General features: G+C 49.0%; 17 protein-coding genes. 4 read left to right on the top strand and 13 right to left on the bottom strand.

What is annotated here, in order from left to right; translation table 11 throughout:
- Positions 1–66 precede the first annotated feature (66 nt).
- From A3844_RS27665 to A3844_RS27655, 3 genes are read right to left on the bottom strand one after another with little or no spacing between them, the layout of a single operon-like run.
- Positions 67–3,396 (bottom strand): AAA family ATPase, encoded by a 3,330-nt coding sequence (locus tag A3844_RS27665; protein ID WP_074109130.1) that lies wholly within the window; start codon positions 3,394–3,396, stop codon positions 67–69.
- Entirely contained in the window at positions 3,393–4,778 is a 1,386-nt protein-coding gene (locus tag A3844_RS27660) for a metallophosphoesterase family protein (RefSeq protein ID WP_074109129.1), read from the bottom strand. The genes A3844_RS27665 and A3844_RS27660 overlap by 4 nt, the downstream gene beginning before the upstream one ends.
- 4 nt (positions 4,779–4,782) lie before the next feature.
- Entirely contained in the window at positions 4,783–5,919 is a 1,137-nt protein-coding gene (locus A3844_RS27655; protein WP_074085096.1) for a glycosyltransferase family 4 protein, read from the bottom strand.
- A gap of 186 nt (positions 5,920–6,105) precedes the next feature.
- Here A3844_RS27655 and A3844_RS27650 point away from each other — a divergent pair, with 186 nt between their 5' ends.
- On the top strand, positions 6,106–7,500 hold the full coding sequence (locus tag A3844_RS27650; RefSeq protein WP_074109128.1) for an RsmB/NOP family class I SAM-dependent RNA methyltransferase: 1,395 nt from the start codon (positions 6,106–6,108) through the stop codon (positions 7,498–7,500).
- A 138-nt stretch (positions 7,501–7,638) separates the two neighbouring features.
- On the opposite strand, the gene A3844_RS27645 is transcribed toward A3844_RS27650, so the two are convergent.
- From A3844_RS27645 to A3844_RS33615, 3 genes are all read right to left on the bottom strand, one after another.
- Positions 7,639–8,397 (bottom strand): carbohydrate-binding protein, encoded by a 759-nt coding sequence (locus tag A3844_RS27645; RefSeq protein ID WP_244169875.1) that lies wholly within the window; start codon positions 8,395–8,397, stop codon positions 7,639–7,641.
- A gap of 303 nt (positions 8,398–8,700) precedes the next feature.
- Positions 8,701–9,228, bottom strand: a complete 528-nt coding sequence (locus A3844_RS33620) for a hypothetical protein (RefSeq protein ID WP_074109125.1) — start codon at positions 9,226–9,228, stop codon at positions 8,701–8,703.
- A 37-nt stretch (positions 9,229–9,265) separates the two neighbouring features.
- Entirely contained in the window at positions 9,266–9,664 is a 399-nt protein-coding gene (locus A3844_RS33615; RefSeq protein ID WP_074109124.1) for a hypothetical protein, read from the bottom strand.
- 294 nt (positions 9,665–9,958) lie between these two features.
- On the opposite strand from A3844_RS33615, the gene A3844_RS33610 reads away from it, so the two are divergent.
- From A3844_RS33610 to A3844_RS33600, 3 genes are read left to right on the top strand one after another with little or no spacing between them, the layout of a single operon-like run.
- Positions 9,959–10,147: a hypothetical protein gene (locus tag A3844_RS33610; protein ID WP_074109123.1), complete on the top strand. Its 189-nt coding sequence runs from the start codon at positions 9,959–9,961 to the stop codon at positions 10,145–10,147.
- Positions 10,148–10,153: 6 nt separating this feature from the next.
- A complete protein-coding gene (locus A3844_RS33605) occupies positions 10,154–10,519 on the top strand; it encodes an RsmF rRNA methyltransferase first C-terminal domain-containing protein (protein WP_074109122.1) in 366 nt (121 codons plus the stop codon).
- Positions 10,520–10,538: 19 nt separating this feature from the next.
- The gene (locus A3844_RS33600; protein ID WP_074109121.1) at positions 10,539–10,766 is read left to right on the top strand and encodes a methyltransferase RsmF C-terminal domain-like protein; all 228 of its coding nucleotides are present in this window, start codon (positions 10,539–10,541) and stop codon (positions 10,764–10,766) included.
- 362 nt (positions 10,767–11,128) lie between these two features.
- Here the strand turns inward: A3844_RS33600 and A3844_RS27610 are convergent, their stop codons facing one another.
- The 7 genes from A3844_RS27610 to A3844_RS27580 are packed head-to-tail and all read right to left on the bottom strand — an operon-like array spanning position 11,129 to position 20,030.
- The gene (locus A3844_RS27610) at positions 11,129–11,992 is read right to left on the bottom strand and encodes a class II fructose-bisphosphate aldolase (RefSeq protein WP_074109120.1); all 864 of its coding nucleotides are present in this window, start codon (positions 11,990–11,992) and stop codon (positions 11,129–11,131) included.
- Between the two features lie 18 nt (positions 11,993–12,010).
- Positions 12,011–13,762, bottom strand: coding sequence for an ABC transporter ATP-binding protein (locus A3844_RS27605; RefSeq protein WP_074086134.1), 1,752 nt, complete (start codon positions 13,760–13,762; stop codon positions 12,011–12,013).
- A complete protein-coding gene (locus tag A3844_RS27600) occupies positions 13,755–15,491 on the bottom strand; it encodes an ABC transporter ATP-binding protein (RefSeq protein ID WP_074086133.1) in 1,737 nt (578 codons plus the stop codon). Before A3844_RS27600 ends, A3844_RS27605 begins: the two co-directional genes overlap by 8 nt.
- A gap of 54 nt (positions 15,492–15,545) precedes the next feature.
- The gene (locus tag A3844_RS27595; RefSeq protein WP_074086132.1) at positions 15,546–16,610 is read right to left on the bottom strand and encodes a phosphoenolpyruvate carboxykinase (ATP); all 1,065 of its coding nucleotides are present in this window, start codon (positions 16,608–16,610) and stop codon (positions 15,546–15,548) included.
- A complete protein-coding gene (gene rfaD / locus A3844_RS27590) occupies positions 16,607–17,581 on the bottom strand; it encodes an ADP-glyceromanno-heptose 6-epimerase (protein ID WP_074109119.1) in 975 nt (324 codons plus the stop codon). The genes A3844_RS27595 and rfaD overlap by 4 nt, the downstream gene beginning before the upstream one ends.
- Positions 17,582–17,585: 4 nt before the next feature.
- Positions 17,586–19,070, bottom strand: a complete 1,485-nt coding sequence (locus A3844_RS27585; RefSeq protein WP_074086130.1) for a PfkB family carbohydrate kinase — start codon at positions 19,068–19,070, stop codon at positions 17,586–17,588.
- A gap of 24 nt (positions 19,071–19,094) precedes the next feature.
- A complete protein-coding gene (locus A3844_RS27580) occupies positions 19,095–20,030 on the bottom strand; it encodes an ADP-ribosylglycohydrolase family protein (protein ID WP_074086129.1) in 936 nt (311 codons plus the stop codon).

Genomic DNA, 20,030 nt, shown 5'->3' with positions numbered 1-20,030 from the left:
CGCCACCGCAAGACCCTCACAGGCATATTTTCGCTTGCCTGACGGTAAAATCCGCATTGCTGTGCTCTAGACCGAAATTACCGAGGCGGCGGGAATGATCCGGGATGCCGCTTCAGTCACATGTCTATGACAGGTCATCATGATGATCTGCCGGGTTGCTGACAGTTCTCCAAGCAGGCTAAGCGCCGCATGCAGCCGGCGTTCATCGAAATTAACAAACAAGTCATCGAACAGCAGTGGAAGATTTGCCTGATGTGTCATCGTCTCCGCAAGAGCAAGCCGGATGGCCAGATACAGCTGCTCCGCCGTACCACGGCTAAGCAAGCCGCTGTCCAGCAGTCCAAGGTTCTTATGCTCCGCCTTTAGCTCTTTGTTGCCGAGCGTCATTACTACCCGATGGTACTCCCCTTCGGTAAGTTTGGCAAAATATTCAGAGGCCAGCCGCAGCACCTGCGGCTGCTTTTCCTGTTCATAGATACGGCGCGTTCTCCCCATCAACTCGGCAGTAAGTGCAGTCACCGCATATTGGCCTGCTATTCCTCTCAGCGCCGCCCGTTGTTCTTCCAGCTGCTGGGGGACTGAATCCTCCATCCCCCGCTCCTTCAAGTATTCCCGCTCTTGCAGGAGCTTCCCGCGATGCTGAAGCAAGGCATTACGATCTTCCTCAATGCGTACCGCAGCCTCTTCCGCAGCATTCCTTTCCTGTTCCAGAGTGTACGAATCGTAATGCTCCAGGAGGGCCAACAGCTCAGCCTTGGATCGATTCTCCCAGCCTCCGAACATGGCCAGCTCCCATTGACGGATCAATTTCGTCAGCTCGATGCGCCGCTGTACAGCAGATGACCGCCGCAGAAAATCCTCTGCGTCCGAAGCACCGCCCTCGCCCAGGAGCCCGCCGGAGCGCCGTGACAAATCCTCCAGGCCCCTGGTGCTCAGCGCCAGCTCTTCCTGCAGCTCGAGCAGCCGTGCATTCATCCCTTCCCGGCGAAGGACTTCCTTCTGCAGCAGATCCCAATCCCGCTTTCTCAGTTCCAGCCAGCTGAGGAGGGATAATCCGCCTGCTTCAAACGGTTGTGATAGCGAAAGAGCAGGAATGTCGCGAGCTGCACTATCCATATCTGAATGCGTAAATTCAACCGATACAGGCGTAAGGGCCATATGTGGCCGGTTCGAGCCAGCCCAATCCACTCCAGCCCCTTTCGTCAGCATAGCTCCGGCCTCAGTCATCAGCGCCAGCACGTCCTGCTCAAAGGCCGAGCACTCCGATTCCAATGTCCTGAAGCGCATTGAAAGTTTGTGCTCCTGACGCAGCAGCTCATTGCCCTGATCCACCATCGCAAAGATATCCGGCAGTCCTTCGGGCGACAGCCCTTCAGGCAGCTTGCGTTCTTGCAGCCACTCTTCATAACGTCCGGCCAGCTTGGTGAAATCAGCCTCGGCCTGTTCCAATTCGGCAGCAAGTGCACGCTCCTGACCCGACAGCGAATCCACCTCTATCCGGCAGGCCTCCCGTTCGGAAGCCAACCGTTCGATACGCTGCCGCCAGGTGTTCCAGGCCTCCATGAGTCTGCGAAGCTCCTTCATTCCAGCCTCCAGCCCGCTTGCATCAGGGCTGGCGCTTTCCGCCGGCCGCCGTCCCGGCCGGCCAAGCACGCTCTCCGGCTCCGCGCCGGAGAGCAACAGCCCGCGCAGCCGCCGCATCTCGGCTGCGGCGGCACTGCCCGCCCCGCCGCCGTGCTCCGGCGGGGCAACGTCCGCCCTGCGCTCCGCGCGCAGGGCAGCCCACAGGGCCAGGTCCGCTGCGGCCAGCAGGCCGAGCGCGGCCCAGGCACTGACCGGCGAGGCGCCGGTCAGCCACAGCGCTGGCGGCAGCAGCAGCGTAAGCGCTGTGCCCGCCAGCAGAAAGCGCCGGTAGCGCTGCGCCCGGCGCCCGTCTGCGCCGCTGCCTGCGGTGCCGCGGCCGCGCAGCGGTTCCCCGCCGAGCTGCGCTTCGCGCCAGCGCTCGGCAGCCAGCTGCAGCTCGTCCCAGAGCTGCAGCAGTTCACGCGGGCTGCGCGCAGCAAGGCCCGCAAAATCGGCGGCACCGGCGGCGTGCTCGCGCGCCAGGGCCCGTTCTGCCGCCTGCAGCGAAGCAGCGGCAGCAGCCAGGCGGGAGCGCAGCGTCTGCCGCTCCGCTTCCCGGGCTTCCATGCGGCGGTCATACGCGCTGAATCCCGCCGCGAAGCGCCGTGCGGCTTCACGATCAGCCGCCGTTCCGGAGAACCCGGCCAGTTCGGCTGTGCCCCAGCCTGCACCGATCCCGCGCAGAACCCGTTCCAGATGGTCCTCCAGTGCTTCCATTTCAGCTGCAAGACGTTCCGCTTCTGCTTTCTTGTCCTCATAACTGCTGCGCCGGCGGTCCAGCGCTTCAAGACGCGGTCCCTGCGACTGAAGAAGTGTATCTGGAAGATTCTTCGTCAGTTCTGCGGCAAGCTCGCTGTACTGCCGCTGAAGACGGAATACCGTAGCTTCAGCACCGCGCAATTCCAGTTGCAGCGACTGCCAGCGGGAAGCGCCATTCTCTGGAAAAGAAGGGATTACCGGAAGCTCCGCAAGCTCGAGCCGGGCTTCGCTCCATTTCAGCCACAGCTCACGAATCTCCTGGGCTTTGCGTGTCAGGGTCAGTCTGCCCGCTGCCGACCGGCGGTGCTCTTCCAGCTGCGCCAGTTGCAGCTCCGCGGCTTCCAGCGCCGCTGTGTTCTGATTATAGCGCGGCAGATAGGAACGGCTTTCAGCCGCTTCCCTCTCCAGCTTCTCAATCGACTGCAGAATTTTGGCTGCCTCCTGCACCTTGCCTCGCGGCTTGTACAGCTTATCGGCATCCTGCTGCAGGCGCCGCTCAGCCCGCATAATTTCTCCGCCGCCTCCCATCCCGGCATGGAAAAGATAGCTGCTCATTTCCTCAGATTGCAATGCACCTAGCTCTTGCAGCTCATCTAGTGAGACAGCAAACAGCTGACGGAACATGCTCCGGGAGATGCCCCCGAGAAGTCGCCGCTCCATTTCTGCCTGGCTCCGTTCTTCGGTTGTTCCGTCCAGGTGGCTGACGGTGATGTGCAGCTTTTCACTTCTGCCTTGTATCTCTCCACCTGCCATATATCGGCGAATTCTCCAAAGTGAGCCTTCCTGGTCACGTGCAGCCAGCATTCCGCCATGCTGTCCCCCTTGCGCAGGCTCATAACGTTCATGTAGATTGGCTCTCCCCGGAATGCCGAAGAGCATGGCACGGATGAACTGCAGGGTAGTACTTTTACCAGCTTCATTGCGCCCGTAGAGCAAGCTTATACCGCTATCCAGCTTCAACTCCCGGTTATGCAGACGGCCGTAACCGCTAATCTGCAGCTCCTCAATCCTCATCCGGCATTCCCCCGATCTCCCTGATAAGGCCTCTCCGCTCCAGCCCCTTCTTCCCGAATCTCGATTTCGCTGAGAATCCCAGCTTCTGCATGATCATCCATTCCGGCAAGCAGGGTAATTCCGAGCTCCGCCGCACTTCTCAGCCAGCCCAGCTTCTCTTCTCGAGAGGCGGAAGCGAGCATCCGGCGCAGTTCCCGGTTCTCCATTAGCGGCTTAAGCGCACGGTCCATCAGTTCATCCAGCATGCTTGAGGACTGTTCGCTCTGCCTTGCCAGCCGCAGCATTTCGCCAAGGAAGCTGTCCTCCTGAGCCAGACACTCCCTGTCGATAGCAAGGCCTGTTTCCAGCGCAAACCCTTCCGTCCACACCAGACCAGCGTACTCATTGCGTTCTGCACGCACAACCTCCCGCCGCTGCAGCTCAGCAAGCAGATCCTCCGCAGCGCCTTTCTCCGCCAGCACTCTGTGTACAGCACCTCTTCCTGTCAGCCGGAAGCGCACCACTGACATCCGTTCCGGAAGCTCCTCCCTGATCTCCTCAACCATCTTTTCCACGGCCGCAGCCCACTGCGCTTCATCTGCCAGTCCTTCAATGGAGAGCTCACGGACATGCCAGCGGACAGCATCCAATTCGTGAAACTGGAGAGACGCCTGACCCTCCTGATTCACATCTACGACATAACATCCTTTAGGTCCAGTCTCTTTGACACTGCGTCCCTGGATATTTCCGGGATATACGATCGGCGGCTGCTCATGCAGAATACTGCGTTTATGTATATGTCCCAGTGCCCAATAATCGTAACCCCGGCCAATCAAATCTTTACGGCTGCAGGGAGAATAGGTCTCATGCTGTAAATCCCCATCAACATTTCCGTGTAAAAGAGCAATGTGGAACAACTCGCTTCCCGGCAGGCGTTGAAACTGCAGGGACGTATTCTCCGTCACTTTGGCCGTAGGGTACGATATTCCACTGACTACAGCCACCTCTTGGCCGTCACTGCGTCTTAAGGCTATCGCTTGTCCCGGTTCCCCGCTGCCAAATACGGTCACATGCGCCGGAGGCTCCGACGAGAGACGCGGCCCATCGAGCGGATCATGATTGCCATGAATCAGGAATACAGCGATACCGTGTCTGCCCAGCTCCTGAAGCGCCTCCTGAAAGCGCAGCTGGCCCTGCAGTGAAGCGTCTGAGATATCGTAGACATCTCCGCTGATGACCACGAAATCAACTTTTTCCTGAACGGCTACGCCAACAAGCCGCCCGAGGGCGGCGAAGGTGGACTCCCTTAAGTAGGAGCGGATCGTCTGCGGAAGCTGTGACAGACCGGCAAAACGGCTGTCCAGATGCAGGTCTGCAGCATGCAGGAAACGAAAAGGAATCATAACCTCACCCTTTCAATCCCGGCTGATACTGCAGATACGTTTTTTTGAGCTCATTGGCTACACGTGTCAAGGAATACAAGCTTTTGGCTTTATCCCAGGCCGAACGCGACAGCTCGTAACGATAGCCGGGATCGGTGATCACCTTTTCCAGCGCATCTGCCAGGGCCAGCTCATCATCGGGATCAACCAGCAGTCCGTTTACCCCGTCTTCAATCTGTTCCGGAATTCCGCCTACATTGGTACCTACCAGTGCCAGACAGCTAAGTGCTGCCTCTGCAAACACCGAGCCGAATGCTTCTGCCCGTGACGGCAGTACAAAAATATCAAAAAACGGCATGAATTCTTCGGGGTGCAGGGTATATCCGTAAAAAATAGTTTCATTATATATACCGAGATTCTGTGCCAGCAGCTCTAGTTCTGCGCGGCAAGGGCCGTCTCCGATAATATGCAGCACATATTCATGATTGCGTTTTTTCAGCTCAGCACAAGCCTTGAATAACGTGTCGATCCCTTTGGCCGGTACAAGACGGGTTACGGTCACCAACTGCGGAATGTCGTTGTCATGCGGCACCGGCTTGAATCTTTTCTCATCAAAACCGTTCGGAATGACTCCGATGCCGTCCGGCCGGTCAATATAGGGAGCCAAGTAGTCGGCAAATGAGCGTGACACAGTCATCAACCGTTCGCTGACATGCTCCAGCTCACGGTAAATCGAGACGAGAAATTGATGCTCCAAGCCACCTTCAATAATCGCTCCATTCAAGATCAGCTCGCGTTCGTAGCTGGAATGCAAAGTTTGAATAAGCGGAACCTCAGGATAAATCTTTTTCATTGCCAACCCTGCAATCGGATGATGGGCATGAATCAGGTCGTACTTTTTGGTCATACGCAGCTTGGTCCACCATAAATAATCCCTGTAGGTTTGAATATATTTTTGCACAACCGGGCTTTCGCCATAGAGAGTCCAGTCAAAAGTTTCAAAACTAATATCTTCGCGGCCTTTGCCCCGGATACGCTTAGGCAGCCAGAACAAATCCATTTCCCATCGGCTGGAACGAAACCGTTCCTGTAAATAAGGGATCATGGAAGATACACCACCGGGTTGCTCCGGAGGGAAGAATAGCGCTTGCAGCAAGTTCATAAGGCACATCCCCTTTACAATTGCCCTGTATACGGTGAGACCCGGCAATTATGATATAGTTATATATGTAGATTTACAGGTACGCTTAAGGTCCCATACCTTGATTTTATCGGTATCCACCTGAAACAGCAACTAAGAAGAACCCGAAACTATTCTTATATTTTTTAACAAGAGGAGAAATGATGTATGAATGAAGAACGGCTGCCCGCTGCTTTTACTGCCGGCATTAGAGAGATGCTGGGACAGGAAGCGGACGCTTTTCTGGAGAGCTACACTGCGCGGCGGACCCAGGGTCTGCGGTTTAACACGCTAAAAAGCACCTCAGGCACAGGCCACGCAGCTGCGGAGCTCGCACGGATCCAATTTGGCCTGACCCCCGTACCCTGGTGCGCTTCGGGATATTATTACGAGGAGCCGTCCCGGCCGGGCCGGCATGCTTATCATGCCGCCGGATTATATTATATTCAGGAGCCCTCCGCAATGTCCGCAGCCGAGCTGCTGGCACCTCGGCCCGGTGAAATTGTACTTGACCTAGCCGCTGCGCCAGGAGGAAAAACCACCCATATCGCTGCTCTCATGAAGGGACAAGGCCTGCTCATCTCCAATGAGATTCACCCGGAGCGGGCCAAAATACTTGCAGAAAATGTGGAACGCCTCGGCATTCCCCACGCTGTTGTAACTAGCGCTGCCCCGGGAGAACTCTCCCGCCGATTCCCGGAGGCTTTTGACCGGATTATGCTGGATGCTCCCTGCTCAGGAGAAGGCATGTTCCGTAAAGATCCTGCCGCGATCGGCGAATGGTCCCCGAAGCATGTAGAGATGTGCGCGGCCAGACAATGGGATATCCTGCAGGATGCCTACATTATGCTGAAGCCGGGGGGGAGTCTGGCTTACTCTACCTGCACCTTCAACCACAAGGAGAATGAGGATACCATATCACGGTTTCTGGATCACTATCCTGATATGGAACTCATCGAAATGAAACGTCTTTGGCCTCATCTGGAAAAAGGCGAAGGCCATTTCGTCGCCTTGCTCCGTAAGGCAGCCTCCGAAGAAGCTGCGCCAATCCGCAATAAACGCGGTAGTGGCCGAAGCAACACCGGACCCAAGCTGCCTTCCTCCGTCCGCGATGCCTATCAGCAGTTTATGAACTGGGCGGCTGGTGATCTGCCGGGGTTTACCGGGCAGGGTGTACCTCTGCTCTTCGGAGAATCGCTGTATCTGCTCCCGGAAGCGTTCAATACCAGCTTGCATACAGGTCTCTTGGACGGCCTGAAGGTGCCGCGTGCAGGACTGCACATTGCACATCTGAAAAAAAACCGCATTGAACCGGCACATGCCCTGGCCATGGCTCTTCAGCCCCAACAGGCAGCACGCAGCTACGATCTGGCAGCCGATAGTCTGGATCTTCAGGCCTGGCTGCGCGGCGAAAGTCTTCCTGTTCCTCCTGAGCTGCACGGATGGACGTTGGTAACCGTGGACGGATTGCCTGTTAGTTGGGGCAAAGCCAGCTCCGGGCAGTTGAAGAACCATCTACCCAAGGGGCTGCGTATACTAAAATCCCAGAACGACGAGCAGTAGTCAGCTGACCCAATCACCGTACCTTACTTCGCATAAGCAGTTACTAATCGTATGAAAAAAGCCGCCACATAGAAAAGGATCTCAGAGCGGAATATTAGGCCGCCTGAGATCCTGCTATTAAATGTATATTAATATGAATTAGAATACCTCGTAATTATGACCATAGTTATTATCCCAATACGTTTGTCCGCCAGTTGTATACGAAATCGAATATTTAATATTTGTAGCACCCGGAACATTGAAACTGTAGCTCCAGTTTTCAACACTATTGAAATTATTCAAGGAGCCAGAATAAGTGGCAATGCCCTCACGAGTCGTTGCCCAATTGTCCGTTGTGTACAGTATTTTTACTATTTTCGTCGGATTCAGGTTTTTCACATAAATATTTCCGGTAAATTCACCATTACTCAGAGTACTATTAGCGTTAAGCACGTTTGGTGCTCCCAAAATTACAGATCTCAGGGGAACTGTATGATTCACTTCATTGTAATAGTTCGCTCCCTCGTTGTTATCCCAATAGGTCTGGTTATTCACTTCGTATTTAATCGCAAATTTGATGAAGCTCAGATTCTTTAACTCTAAATGATCTGTTGAAGCATCCGTTCTGGAAATAGCAAAATGCCATTTCTCACGATTTACATCCCCCGGCCCTGCATAAGATGCAGTCGTATCATACCAATTTGTGTTATCTGTCGTGTAATGGACACTCACATTCTTCACGGGTCCCAGATTAGCAACTTCAATATTGCCGCTGAACCCGACATATCCAGGCTTATACATAACGCCTACATCCGAGTCAATAAGCTTGACCTCATTACCGCTGGCAAATGCCGACCCGGCAAAAGATACACCAAAAATCAGAGTAAGCATCATCAATCCAGCAAAAAGTTTTTTCATTGCTTTCACAGTTCTCTCTCCTCGAATTTTAAATTTTTACACCTGAGTCTGAGCCGACAAGGAAGACATACATTTGTATGCGTTATTGTTCTTTCATCCCTCCTTTAACGCTTTTTGAAAATGAATTGTAAATCCTGAAATACATTCATTTCCTTTTAATACAATAACTTTTATTGAGATTGCTGTAAATAGTAAATAAGTAACATATTTTATATATAAAGTAATGATGCATTTTGTCATAAAAAGTCTAAATAACAGGAATGAAGCATAAAAAAATCCCTTGAAGGACAATTGACATTCTCCTCAAGGGATTTTATGTAAAAGCAATATAAATGGGCCCACATAAAGCTTAATCTTGTAGAATTTTTCAAAGAAAACGTTGTTGACCACATCGGCAGTGGCCGGTTCCCGGCTGCCTGACAGCTGCTTGCTCTCGCCGTCCTTGAGGTTCGCTTCCTGCAACAGTGCCGGATCCATCTCACCCGCTTCGACCGACTCCATTTCGATGTCGTCTGCGGTGAGCTTCTCGTCCGCTTGAGGCTGACCGGTGTCCTGCGTATGCTCCGCCGCTCCTGCCCCCATAGGCTTGGAGATGTCTACTCCCAGCAGATACTCCCACATCTTGCCTTCCAAGTGGCTGAGCGAACGCTTTGCCGCCTTGCCGAGCGCCCCAATCCGGGCCAGTACATCCAAAAACGTAGCAATGAGCAGGTTGCCCAGGGTTGAGATTAACTTGGTATAGAAGTTCTGCACCGCAGCCAGCGCCTGATCCACCTTCGCGGCCAGGAAGTCCATGACCTGTGTGACTTTGGTTTTGAGCTTCTGCGCCAACTGGTTGACCGCCTTAACGGCCTTGTTGACGACTCCGTCAATTTTGCTGCATATTTTGGCAGACCAGCCTTTTGAGCAGCGTGCCCAGCCCCTTGATGAGGGTGGTGATCAGCTTGTGGCCCAGTTCAATAATGCCCAGCACGGCTTGTTTGGCTTTTTCAAAAATAAACTTCACTGCTTTGCCGAGACCCTCAAAAATGAAGTTGGCGGCCTTTTTGACGACCTCGACCACGGCTTCGAGCTTGTCCTTCACCCAGCCGAGGAAGCCGCCTTTCTTTTCTTCCTTTGCCTTTTCCTCTGCATGCTTCCCGTCCGCATCCTTCTTGGCTTTGCTATACGCCTGGGTGGCTTCCCGCTCCGCTTCGGACTGCTTTTTCTGTGCTTCGCGTTCTTTTACGGTCCGGATGCTGCTGATCTCGCCCTTTTTCTGCTGCACAGCCGCTCCTGCCTGTCCGGCATAGTCGGCTTCGGCTGCATCCAGCTCGTTTTTCCATTCGCCGAGCAGGTTACATGCTAATGCCTGGCGGCTGAGCCGCAGCGGAACGGATTTCGCCCATAATGGCTTCTGGATTACCTTCCGACCCGGAAGATCCGATGTTCATTCGCTCCAGGTTCCCTGTAGCTGCGGTCCCGCCGGCGCTCTTATACCCCTCCGGCGCGGAGTGTTTTAGTTGCGCTGGCTTCTTCCGGGCTTGAAAGACTTTGCCCTTCAGCCCTGTCGGTGCCGGAATTGCCGGAAGCCCCTGACGGGATCGGCGAATGGTCCCCGGAGCATGTAGAAATGTGCGCGGCCAGACAATGGGATATCCTGCAGGATGCCTACATTATGCTTAAGCCGGGAGGCAGTCTGGCTTACTCCACCTGCACTTTCAACCATAAGGAGAATGAGGATACGATATCACGGTTTCTAGACAGCTAACCTGATATGGAACTCTTCGAAACGAAACGTCTTTGGCCTCATCTGGAAAAAGGCGAAGGCCATTTCGTCGCCTTGCTCCATAAGGCGTCCTCCGAAGAAGCTGCGCCAATCCGCAATAAACGCGGTAGTGGCCGAAGCAAAACCGGACCCAAGCTGCCTTCCTCCGTCCGCGATGCCTATCAGCAGTTTATGAACTGGGCGGCTGACGAGCTTCCGGGGTTTACCGGACAGGGTATACCTCTGCTCTTCGGAGAATCGCTATATCTGCTCCCAGAAGCGTTCAACACCAGCTTGCATACAGGTCTCTTGGATGGCCTGAAGGTGCCGCGTGCAGGACTGCACATTGCGCATCTGAAAAAAAAACCGCATTGAACCGGCACATGCCCTAGCCATGGCTCTTCAGCCCCAACAGGCGACACGCAGCTACGATCTGGCAGCCGACAGTCTGGATCTTCAGGCCTGGCTGCGCGGCGAAGGTCTTCCTGTTCCTCCTGAACTGCACGGATGGACGTTGGTAACCGTGGATGGATTGCCTGTTAGTTGGGGCAAAGCCAGCTCCGGGCAGTTGAAGAACCATTTACACAAGGGGCTTCGTATACTAAAATCCCAGAACGACTAGCATTAGTCGGCTGAATAGCGATAGGGACCTCCCTGCGCATGTGCTGTTCATTATCCCGATAATGCCACACCTACAAGCGCGGCAGCGGGTACCAGACATGATCCAGGGGAGAATCAGGAATGGGTGCAGTTCCATATTCACTTTGACCAGCACAGCGCGATTTTGATGCTCTTCAGCTTGCTCGTCATCAATTCCCGCTTGTTGTTTGTCTAATTCCTGTAGTCTGCTACACGTATAAAAACGAAGCGACCCTACAGACCCCATTAGGGGCTGTAGGGTCTTTTTATTTCTGCTCTCACAATTAGAAATACGATTTATGGCGCGAAGCGAAGCATATACCCTTATATTTTATAGATATCTGCTCAAATATCTCCCGCTTTGCCGATACACCCGCAAATCTCCATTTTTTCGATGGCCAGCCGCTTCACAGCCTCTTTGGCGGCGTTCATGTAACGGCGTGGGTCATTCTCCTCTGGTCGGCTGGAGAAGACTTGTCTAATTGCTTCCGAGAAAGCAACACGTAATTCTGTTGCTACGTTCACTTTGGCAATACCCAGTTCTACCGCTTTTCTCAAATGTGCGGCATGTATGCTGGAACCTCCGTGAAGCACAAGTGGGGCGTCAACATTTTCGGCGATCTGTCCAATTCTTGCAAAATCAATCTCAGGATGCTGTCTCGTAATCCCATGGACTGTACCAATTGCCGGGGCCAATGTTGCCACCCTTGTACTTTCAACAAACAATTTGCATGCTTCAGGATCTGCCAGTTCCAAACCCTCCACTCCCGGCAGTGAGTCTTCCGATGCATTGCCAACATTACCTAGTTCCGCCTCTACATTTACCCCTCCCGCAGAGGCGATTTCCACAATTTTTCTCGTCTGTCTGACATTTTCTTCAAACGGATGCATGGAAGCATCAATCATGACTGACGTATACCCCGCTCTGATGCATCTGACAATCATATCGAAATCAGTGCAATGATCCAGATGCAACGTGATCGGAATTCCAGTATTTTCGGATGCCGCCGCTGCGGCTGCGACAAGATAGTTTAGGCCCAAATACTTCACAGTGTTGATAGAAGTCTGAATGATAATCGGTGAGCTCGTTTCAGCCGCTGCTTCTGCAACAGCTTGAAGCATTTCAAAGCTATGAATATTGAAAGCACAAACCGCGTAATGATTTGTCTTAGCTATCTGCAGCATTTCGGTAGATGAAATAAGCGGCATAGCTTGATCCCTCCTTGATTATTGCCCCGTATCATTGGCTGATTTCCATTTTATATAATCAGACTTATTTTTTTCACCTGACAATAAGCTTTGATATAATGGATTGTCTTGAAGCAATTCAGCATGTGTACCCGTTCCAGAAACGCTACCCTGATTGATCACGAAGATGATATCCGCATTACGGATGGTAGAGAGACGGTGAGCAATGATTATTGTCATCCTTTGATATCGCAATCTATCCAGATTACTCTGAACATGACGCTCCGTTTCCAGATCAAGCGCCGATGTCGCCTCGTCTAGGATAAGCACTTCCGAATCACGGAGCAATGCACGAGCAAGAGCAAGTCTCTGCCTTTGCCCCCCTGATAAAGCAACTCCCCGTTCCCCAATCTTTGTATCATAGCCATCGGGCAAATCCTTGATGAAATCATGAATCCTCATTGCCTTGCACATCTCAATCATCCTGAACTCGCTAATATGGGTTATCCCCAGCAAAAGATTCATCCGAATGGTATCCGGAAAGAAATAGGGTTCCTGGGAGACCAGCGTGACTTTTCTCATCCAATCTTCTCTCCGAATATTCCTAAACTGCTGGCGGTTCACCAGAATTGTCCCGGCATGTGGATCATAAAAACGAATGAGAAGACTTGCTATGGTGGATTTTCCACAGCCACTTGACCCGACTAGAGCAATTTTCTTTGCGGAGTCAAAATTCAGATCAAGATTCCGGAGAACCTCTTGTGTCTGATACTTGAAAGATATATCCCTGAAGCAAATGGATTGAATTGGACCCTTTAACGTTTCGTTACCTTCCGGACTTGTCTCAACCGCCAATAACCTGCATATTCGTTCCACAGAAGCAAACTTTCCTGACAAACCCATAATGGCCTGATATAAAGAATTACAGGAATCCATAAGTTTTGTAGTGAACTGAAAAGAAATGACAAACATGCCTATCGTCAGTCTGTTATCCAGAACAAGATTTCCACCATAGAGAAAAATAAAGATCACTGCTCCCCATTTCAGCGGATCACTCAGCATAATCTGTCGGTTAATGATCTCCCCCTCTTTAACAATGCTATTGAAGTAGGCAATGAATTTTTTATTATACAAACGGTTTTCCCACTCTTCCCGATGAAAGGCAATCACTTCCCTCGTGGATGAAACCCCTTCCTCCAGATGGATTAACAATTTTGAACGATGGCCGTTAACCCCGGAGGATATTTTTTTTCTGATAGGAGCTAAATACCCCCCGATGATGATATACATCAGCACAAATAGCAATAAAACCATCAAGATGATGGGACTGGCCTTATCCACTAAAATGATGATTGCAATCACAGATACTGCCTGTTGGAACAGTCTCGGAAAATCACTTGCTCCAAAGTGTGCAGTTACCTGCAAATCTTGCGTGAAATGATATACATATTCCGCCGTGCGTTCTTTTTGTATTACGCTTACCGGGATTCGGAATATATGTTTCATTAACTCAATCCCCATTGATGTCCGCATTTTGGCAATTGAATGCTGCAATAGATGGGGGCCAATTGTGAACAAGATGGAATATGTCAGATATGCTATTCCAAGTTGAAGCAAGATGAACCAGAATTTGTCTGTTTGGCCTCCGATCATGACGCGGTCTATCATTTTTTGCTGGAGAGCAATTGTTGCCACATTAGATAACGCCTCACAAAACAATACCAGAAAGGATAACCCATACAAGCCCTTTATCTTTCTAACATGAGACCATAACCACTTATAATTAGCCACCCGAAGCCTCCGTCCCTCTGGAAGCTGCAAGTGTGCTAAAGGCTCCACCCAATGCCAATAGCTCAGCATATGACCCGTTCTCTACCACTATCCCGGCTTCAATGACCACAAATCGGTCAAAGTCCTTTATTGTCGATAACCTATGGGCAACAGCAATAATAGTCCTTCCTTTAAAAAGCTCATTCATCGCTTTAAATACTTGAATCTCGCTTGTATTATCCAAAGCTGAGGTGGCCTCGTCTAACAAAATAATTGCTGGATCGTGAATAAACATGCGTGCGATGGCAATTCGTTGTCTTTGACCTCCTGAAAGGTTAACTCCCCGTTCACCAATTTGTGTATCATACCCATCCTGCAGATTAAGGATAAAATCATGAGCATATGCCGCTTTTGCGGCCCTCACAACTTCCTCCTGGGTTGCGTCCGGTTTACCGAATTTTATATTCTCCGTTACTGTGGAGCCAAAAACATAAGTATCCTGAAATACATAACCCATCGCCATTCGCAAGGATGAAAATGAAATATCTCGCAATGGAACATTGTCTATAAAGATACTCCCATTATCAGGATCATAAAACCGTCCAATCAGCTTCAATATCGTGGTTTTTCCATTTCCGCTCTTCCCCACAATAGCTACCCGTTCACCAGCAGCGATCGATAAATTTAGCCCGTTTAGAACCGATTGTCCAGAATTATACGTAAAGCAGACATTATCCAAGCGAATATCCCCCTTTACTGGCATCAACCCCACTGGATTTGACGCTTCTACTAGTGAGGGCTCCGAACGTAAGAAGCTATACAATCGTTCTGCCTGATGCATAAGCAGCCTCTGTTCGGTAATGTTGGTCACGACAGCCGTCAACCTATGCATAACCGTAAAGTAATAGAGGATAAATGAGATAAACTCACCTATGGATAACTGGCTGTGTCCAAACAGAAAATTACCATATACAAAAATGGCAATGCCGCCAATATTATAAGTGATTCGTCTGTTTGTCCCCCGGAGATATGCATACCAATATGCTTTAATCATACTTGCGTTGTATAATTTCACTTTTTGCTCGTATCTGCCGATTTCCCATGTTTCCGATTCATAGGCACGAAGCTCTAAAGAAGCGGATATACTTTCATATACCTTCTGATTTTCATCAATGCGGGCTTGCGACATGTTCTTCCCGTGAATTGCCGCTTTGCGTTCAAGCATCGGTCCAAATACGTAATAGAGCAGGAAACTCGGCAGCACGATGACAGAAAGATGAAGACTGGTGGACAACATCATTACAGCCGAAATGAATGAAAAAATAAGACCCTCGATCAGTACAGGAAAATACTGGCGGTACAGACTTTGCATGGATGCAACTTCTGTATTTAGCAATGAGAGCGTTCTCCCTACCGGATTTTGCTCATAATAAGCAAACCCCAGCTTGCGCAGATGTTGGAAAACGGCAAACTGAATATCCTTGGCGGCTTTTTCCTGGAGATGACGACTTAGCGTATTTTGCATCATTTTGGCAGCGAGTATTACTACAATGACTCCAATTAGCACAAAGATAAAGAGGGAGAACTTGCTATAGTCTTTAGCCGGAAAAATAACATCCACAAAATATTGAATATATTTTGGGATAAACAATTCCGCAGAGGATAATAAAAAATATGAGCAAATAAGCAGCGATAAGATCAGTATATAAGGCTTTACAAAGGATAATGCCCACCAGTAGACTCGCCACAACGAAACCGGCTTATCAATGGTGGCGCTTTGATCTTTTCCGGTGTCTGACTTCAGTTAAATCCCTTCTCCCGCTATGGAGGTTTCACTTGAATCTTCCATTATCTTCTCTATAATCAGAGCAGTTGTTTGCTCAAGATTCTGCCCAACTGCCAACTCGTAAAAGTGTACTCCCTCTAGCAGTCCATGTACCCGAAAATTGGGTTCCTGATCACATTTCAACAGTAGCCAATCCGGATGATCCCTGTCTTCATTAATAAAATGAGCCGAGATTTGTGAAATCCCTTCTTCGTAACTCAAAGATTTAATACTAGAGACTTCTTCTCCCAGATCGATCCTGGAAAAAATGATATGCCGCAGTGAACTTCTGTTAACGATACTGGTACCCAGTGCCTGTTCAATTTCGTTGATTGCAATCGGCACTTTCGGCAGTGAATTATCCCCGCTATTTTCTTCGCTTGGCAGTAATGAACTGTATTTAGAAATTGAAGCCAATGTTCCTCTGCCGATTAAACAGACTGTTGGCCAACCGTTAACGGACGGAAGCTTGTCATTGCCTCCCCTTCTGATTTCAAGCACATCATTGGTAATATAATTTGAACCACAATAGCCAATCATGCTGAGCAGTGTAGTTGTTTTACCGGCACCTTTATTGCCTGCTACGGCGACTCCATTCCCATTATACTCAAAAGATGAGGCGTGCAGCCTCGCACCTCCTCCAAGTTCCAGCTGTCTTGTCTGAATTTGCCGAATGGCTTTACGAGTGATTTCATATACGATATTTTCACAGCTTCCTGTAATGCTCAGTTTGTGACTATTACGATATATTGAGAACTCTTTTTCCTTGAAAATGTGCATTTCACTGTCAAGAAATCCGATCATAGCCATCTCTCCATGTTCGATTGTATGAGGTGAATATGCAGAGGTATAGGATTGGGCATATCTTGAGAGGTCGGGTTCTATGCTGATATTCATCTCCCATTCACCCTTTTCATCATTCATTAAGCGAACGTCATAAGTGATTTCTAACAGTTTTATCAACCGATCACATAAACTGCTGCTTTCCTTAATGATGATTCCAATACTGGTTTCATAATTCTGCACAATAATTTTATAAATCATAGCAGCTTCTCCTTCATTATTGGATTGTTTTCACATAAATAATTGAGATACTGCTTCAACCCTTCTTGTATAGAGGTATATTCTGAGAGATAGCCTGCATTCCTGAGTTTGTTGTTGTTCGACTCTGTAAACATCTGGTACTTTCCAATCAGCTCCTCAGGAAAATCAATATAGGTAAGCCTTCCGTATCCCAATGTTCCTATCATTGTCCACGCAATATCATTAAAACTGCAACTTATTCCTGTACCACAATTGAAAATCCCTGAAATCGCAGGTCGTTGTAAAAAGAACAGGTTTATGTCTATGACATCATTAACGTGGATAAAATCTCTTCTTTGTTCACCGTCACGGTCAGCTTCTGTTCCCCGAAACAGTTTGATTTCCCCATGTTCTTTAAGCTGGAAATACATTTTATAGATCATTGAGGCCATTCTCCCTTTGTGGGCTTCCCCAGATCCGTAAACATTAAAGTAACGCAATCCAACGATCTGGCTCTCTGCATCTGGGAGTATGGATGTTACATATTGATCAAATAGATACTTTGAATGCGCGTACAAATTCATCGGTTTCTTACATTTGGAACAATCTTCGACAAAACCACCCGTACCCTGGCCATATATTGAAGCCGATGAAGCGTATACAAAAGGAATTCTGTTCTTTAGGCTTAGGTCCAACAATTTCTTGCTGTACAAAAAGTTATTTGCATACAGATAGTCACTGTCGGTCTCCATCGTATCCGAACAGGCACCTTCATGAAAAATAAAGTCTACCTCCGAGGCAAAGAATGGGTCCGACATACGTTCTTGCAATTCATCCGGAGACAATATCATGTTGTATCTAAGACCCTTTAGATTTCCCAAGGTATGAGGGGAAACACGATCTGCTATAATCACATTATCCTCTCCAAGTTGATTCAACCTTCTCACCAGGTTGCTTCCAATAAAACCAGCACCGCCGGTAACGATAATCATATATTTATATCAGCTCCTCTGAACTATAATTGAAGAGTATGTTAGAAATTATGGAAGACGTTGAATATTTCTCGATCAGAGGAACGATAACGACGTCGTTAACTATCTCTTTGCCCACCACATTGGCATTGTCATAATCCCCGCCTTTTACGATTACATCAGGCTGCAGCTCATGTATAAGATTTAATGGTGTCGGTTCATCGAATATAATGACACAATCCACAAAATCGAAGGATGCAATGATTCTCAACCGATCCTTTTCCTTAATGATAGGCCGCTTCTTTCCCTTCAAAAATTTTACGGATTTATCCGAATTGATCCCTACGATCAAACGGTCCCCAAATTTTCTGGCTTGCTTCAGCAAGTGAATATGCCCATAATGAAGCAAATCAAAACATCCGTTAGTAAAGATGATTTTTTCGCTGTCTGCTTTCCATTTCCCCACTAGTTCTGCTGCTTCATCAAGGCTTGCTATTTTTGCCCGAAAATCATTTAATTCACTTTCTATCTCAGCTATCCTTTTTCTTATTTCGGCTTTGTTAACGCTACTGGTTCCGTCCTTTTCTACTGAAAGACCTCCTGCAATATTGGCGTAGTACACTGCATGCTCGATTCCACTTCCTTCGGCAACGGCTACTGCTAATGCTGCAACCAACGAATCTCCTGCCCCGGTCACATTCCGGGTTTGATTAGCGTAGGACCGATATTCTTTTGTCCCTTCTTCATTTATCAGGCATACGCCTTTTTCGGCACGAGTAATAAGCAGATGATCTACGTTCAATTGATTTCGTAGTTCCATGCCTTTATTTCTGATCTCCTGTTCATCATTTCCTGAAATTCCTGCAATTTGGAGGAACTCTTTATGATTTGGCGTAAGAAAAGTGGCCCCACGATACTTTTCCCAATATTTTTCTTTAGGATCAACGATTATCGGGATATTCTTCCTGGTACATTCCAGGATCATTTCCTGACAAAGAAAGTTGGCGCATGCTCCTTTATTGTAATCGGAGATAATGACCGCCTTGATATTTCCACTTAACTCACCATTGAACCACTCAAGGAGTTCATCGTGGTTATATTGTGCCTTAAGTGAACTATTCTCGTAGTCTATCCTGATTAACTGATTTCCTCTTGATACAACTCTCGTTTTTTTTATAGTTTGCAAAGAATTTTTCACACCGATGCCATCAATTTCATGTGAATGCAATAATCTCCTTACCTGTTTGCCATCATCATCATTACCTACAAAACCACCTATTTTCACCTTCCACCCAAGGGATCTGACATTACAGGCGACATTTGAGGCCCCCCCCAAACAATAGAATTCACTCTGCCAGTTGAACACAGGCACAGGGGCTTCAGGTGAAATTCTTTCAACATCACCAAGACAATATTGATCCAAGATAATATCCCCAATGACCAGAATAGTACCTTGTTGGGAATCAATATTCGATTTTAGCGGCAAAACCGGTTTGTCTATTCTTCGCATGGATCTATCTCCATTCAATCTTAGTTAACATCTGATATCAGCTAAACCCACGGCTAGCCTGTGCAGTGTATCCTTTTCCGAAATGACTTTTAGAATATGGCTGGGTGTGCTTCGTGGATTACAGATTCCGCACAATAAACCCGTAATTGAAGCTATAGTATCTGTATCACCTCCCATTTCGACTGCCTTGCAAATTGCAGCTTCCGCGTTCCATAATGCAGAAGCCAGCGCAAGAGCAAACGGGACTGCTTGGACAGTTAAGCCTCCGAATAAATCTCCTTCACCTGCCTTTTCCCGATATTTTTCGTAACCTAAATTGCATGCGGTTTCTATTTCCTGATATACTGCTGGCAATCCATCACAATCGCCATAACCTCTCATTAACCATGCGCCTTTTATAGATTGTTCAATAACCTGATCGCATGCGCACCCATCCAGAAGAGCGCTGGCGGCAAAGGCTATCGCCGCAGCTCCAGCTAAGGCGGATTTACTGTTGTGGGTAATTTGCGTCGCTTTCAGAACCTCAGAGACAAGTCTCACCTCATTTTTTATGGAAAAAGCTATACCTAGTGGAGAAATCCTCATAGCTGCTCCAGAATTAACTGAAAAGCGCCTCTTATAAGGATTGGGATCCTTCTTCAATCTTCCGGTCGAAGATTCGATTTTGGCATATTTATCGGGCAGGCAGATAAATGCCTTAACCAATTCTTTTTTATTAATTCGATGGTAACAGACAAGATTCTCTGCAATCACAATTGTTTGATAAGTATCGTCCGTGACTTCACCATAATTCCACTTGGTCCGGGATGGACTTGAAGGAATAGGCGTAACCAGCCTACGTGGAACTGCTCCGTATGTATTTATAAGTTCAGCCGGGTTATAGCCAACCGCAAGCACGCCAAGTGCATCACCACAAGCCAACGAAGACAGTCCTCCCCAGATACGTTCATAAATCTCCAT

The sequence above is a fragment of the Paenibacillus helianthi genome, from assembly GCF_001909055.1.
Taxonomy (GTDB): Bacteria; Bacillota; Bacilli; order Paenibacillales; family Paenibacillaceae; genus Paenibacillus_AQ; species Paenibacillus_AQ helianthi.
This window is presented reverse-complemented; position numbering and strand designations above follow the sequence as displayed.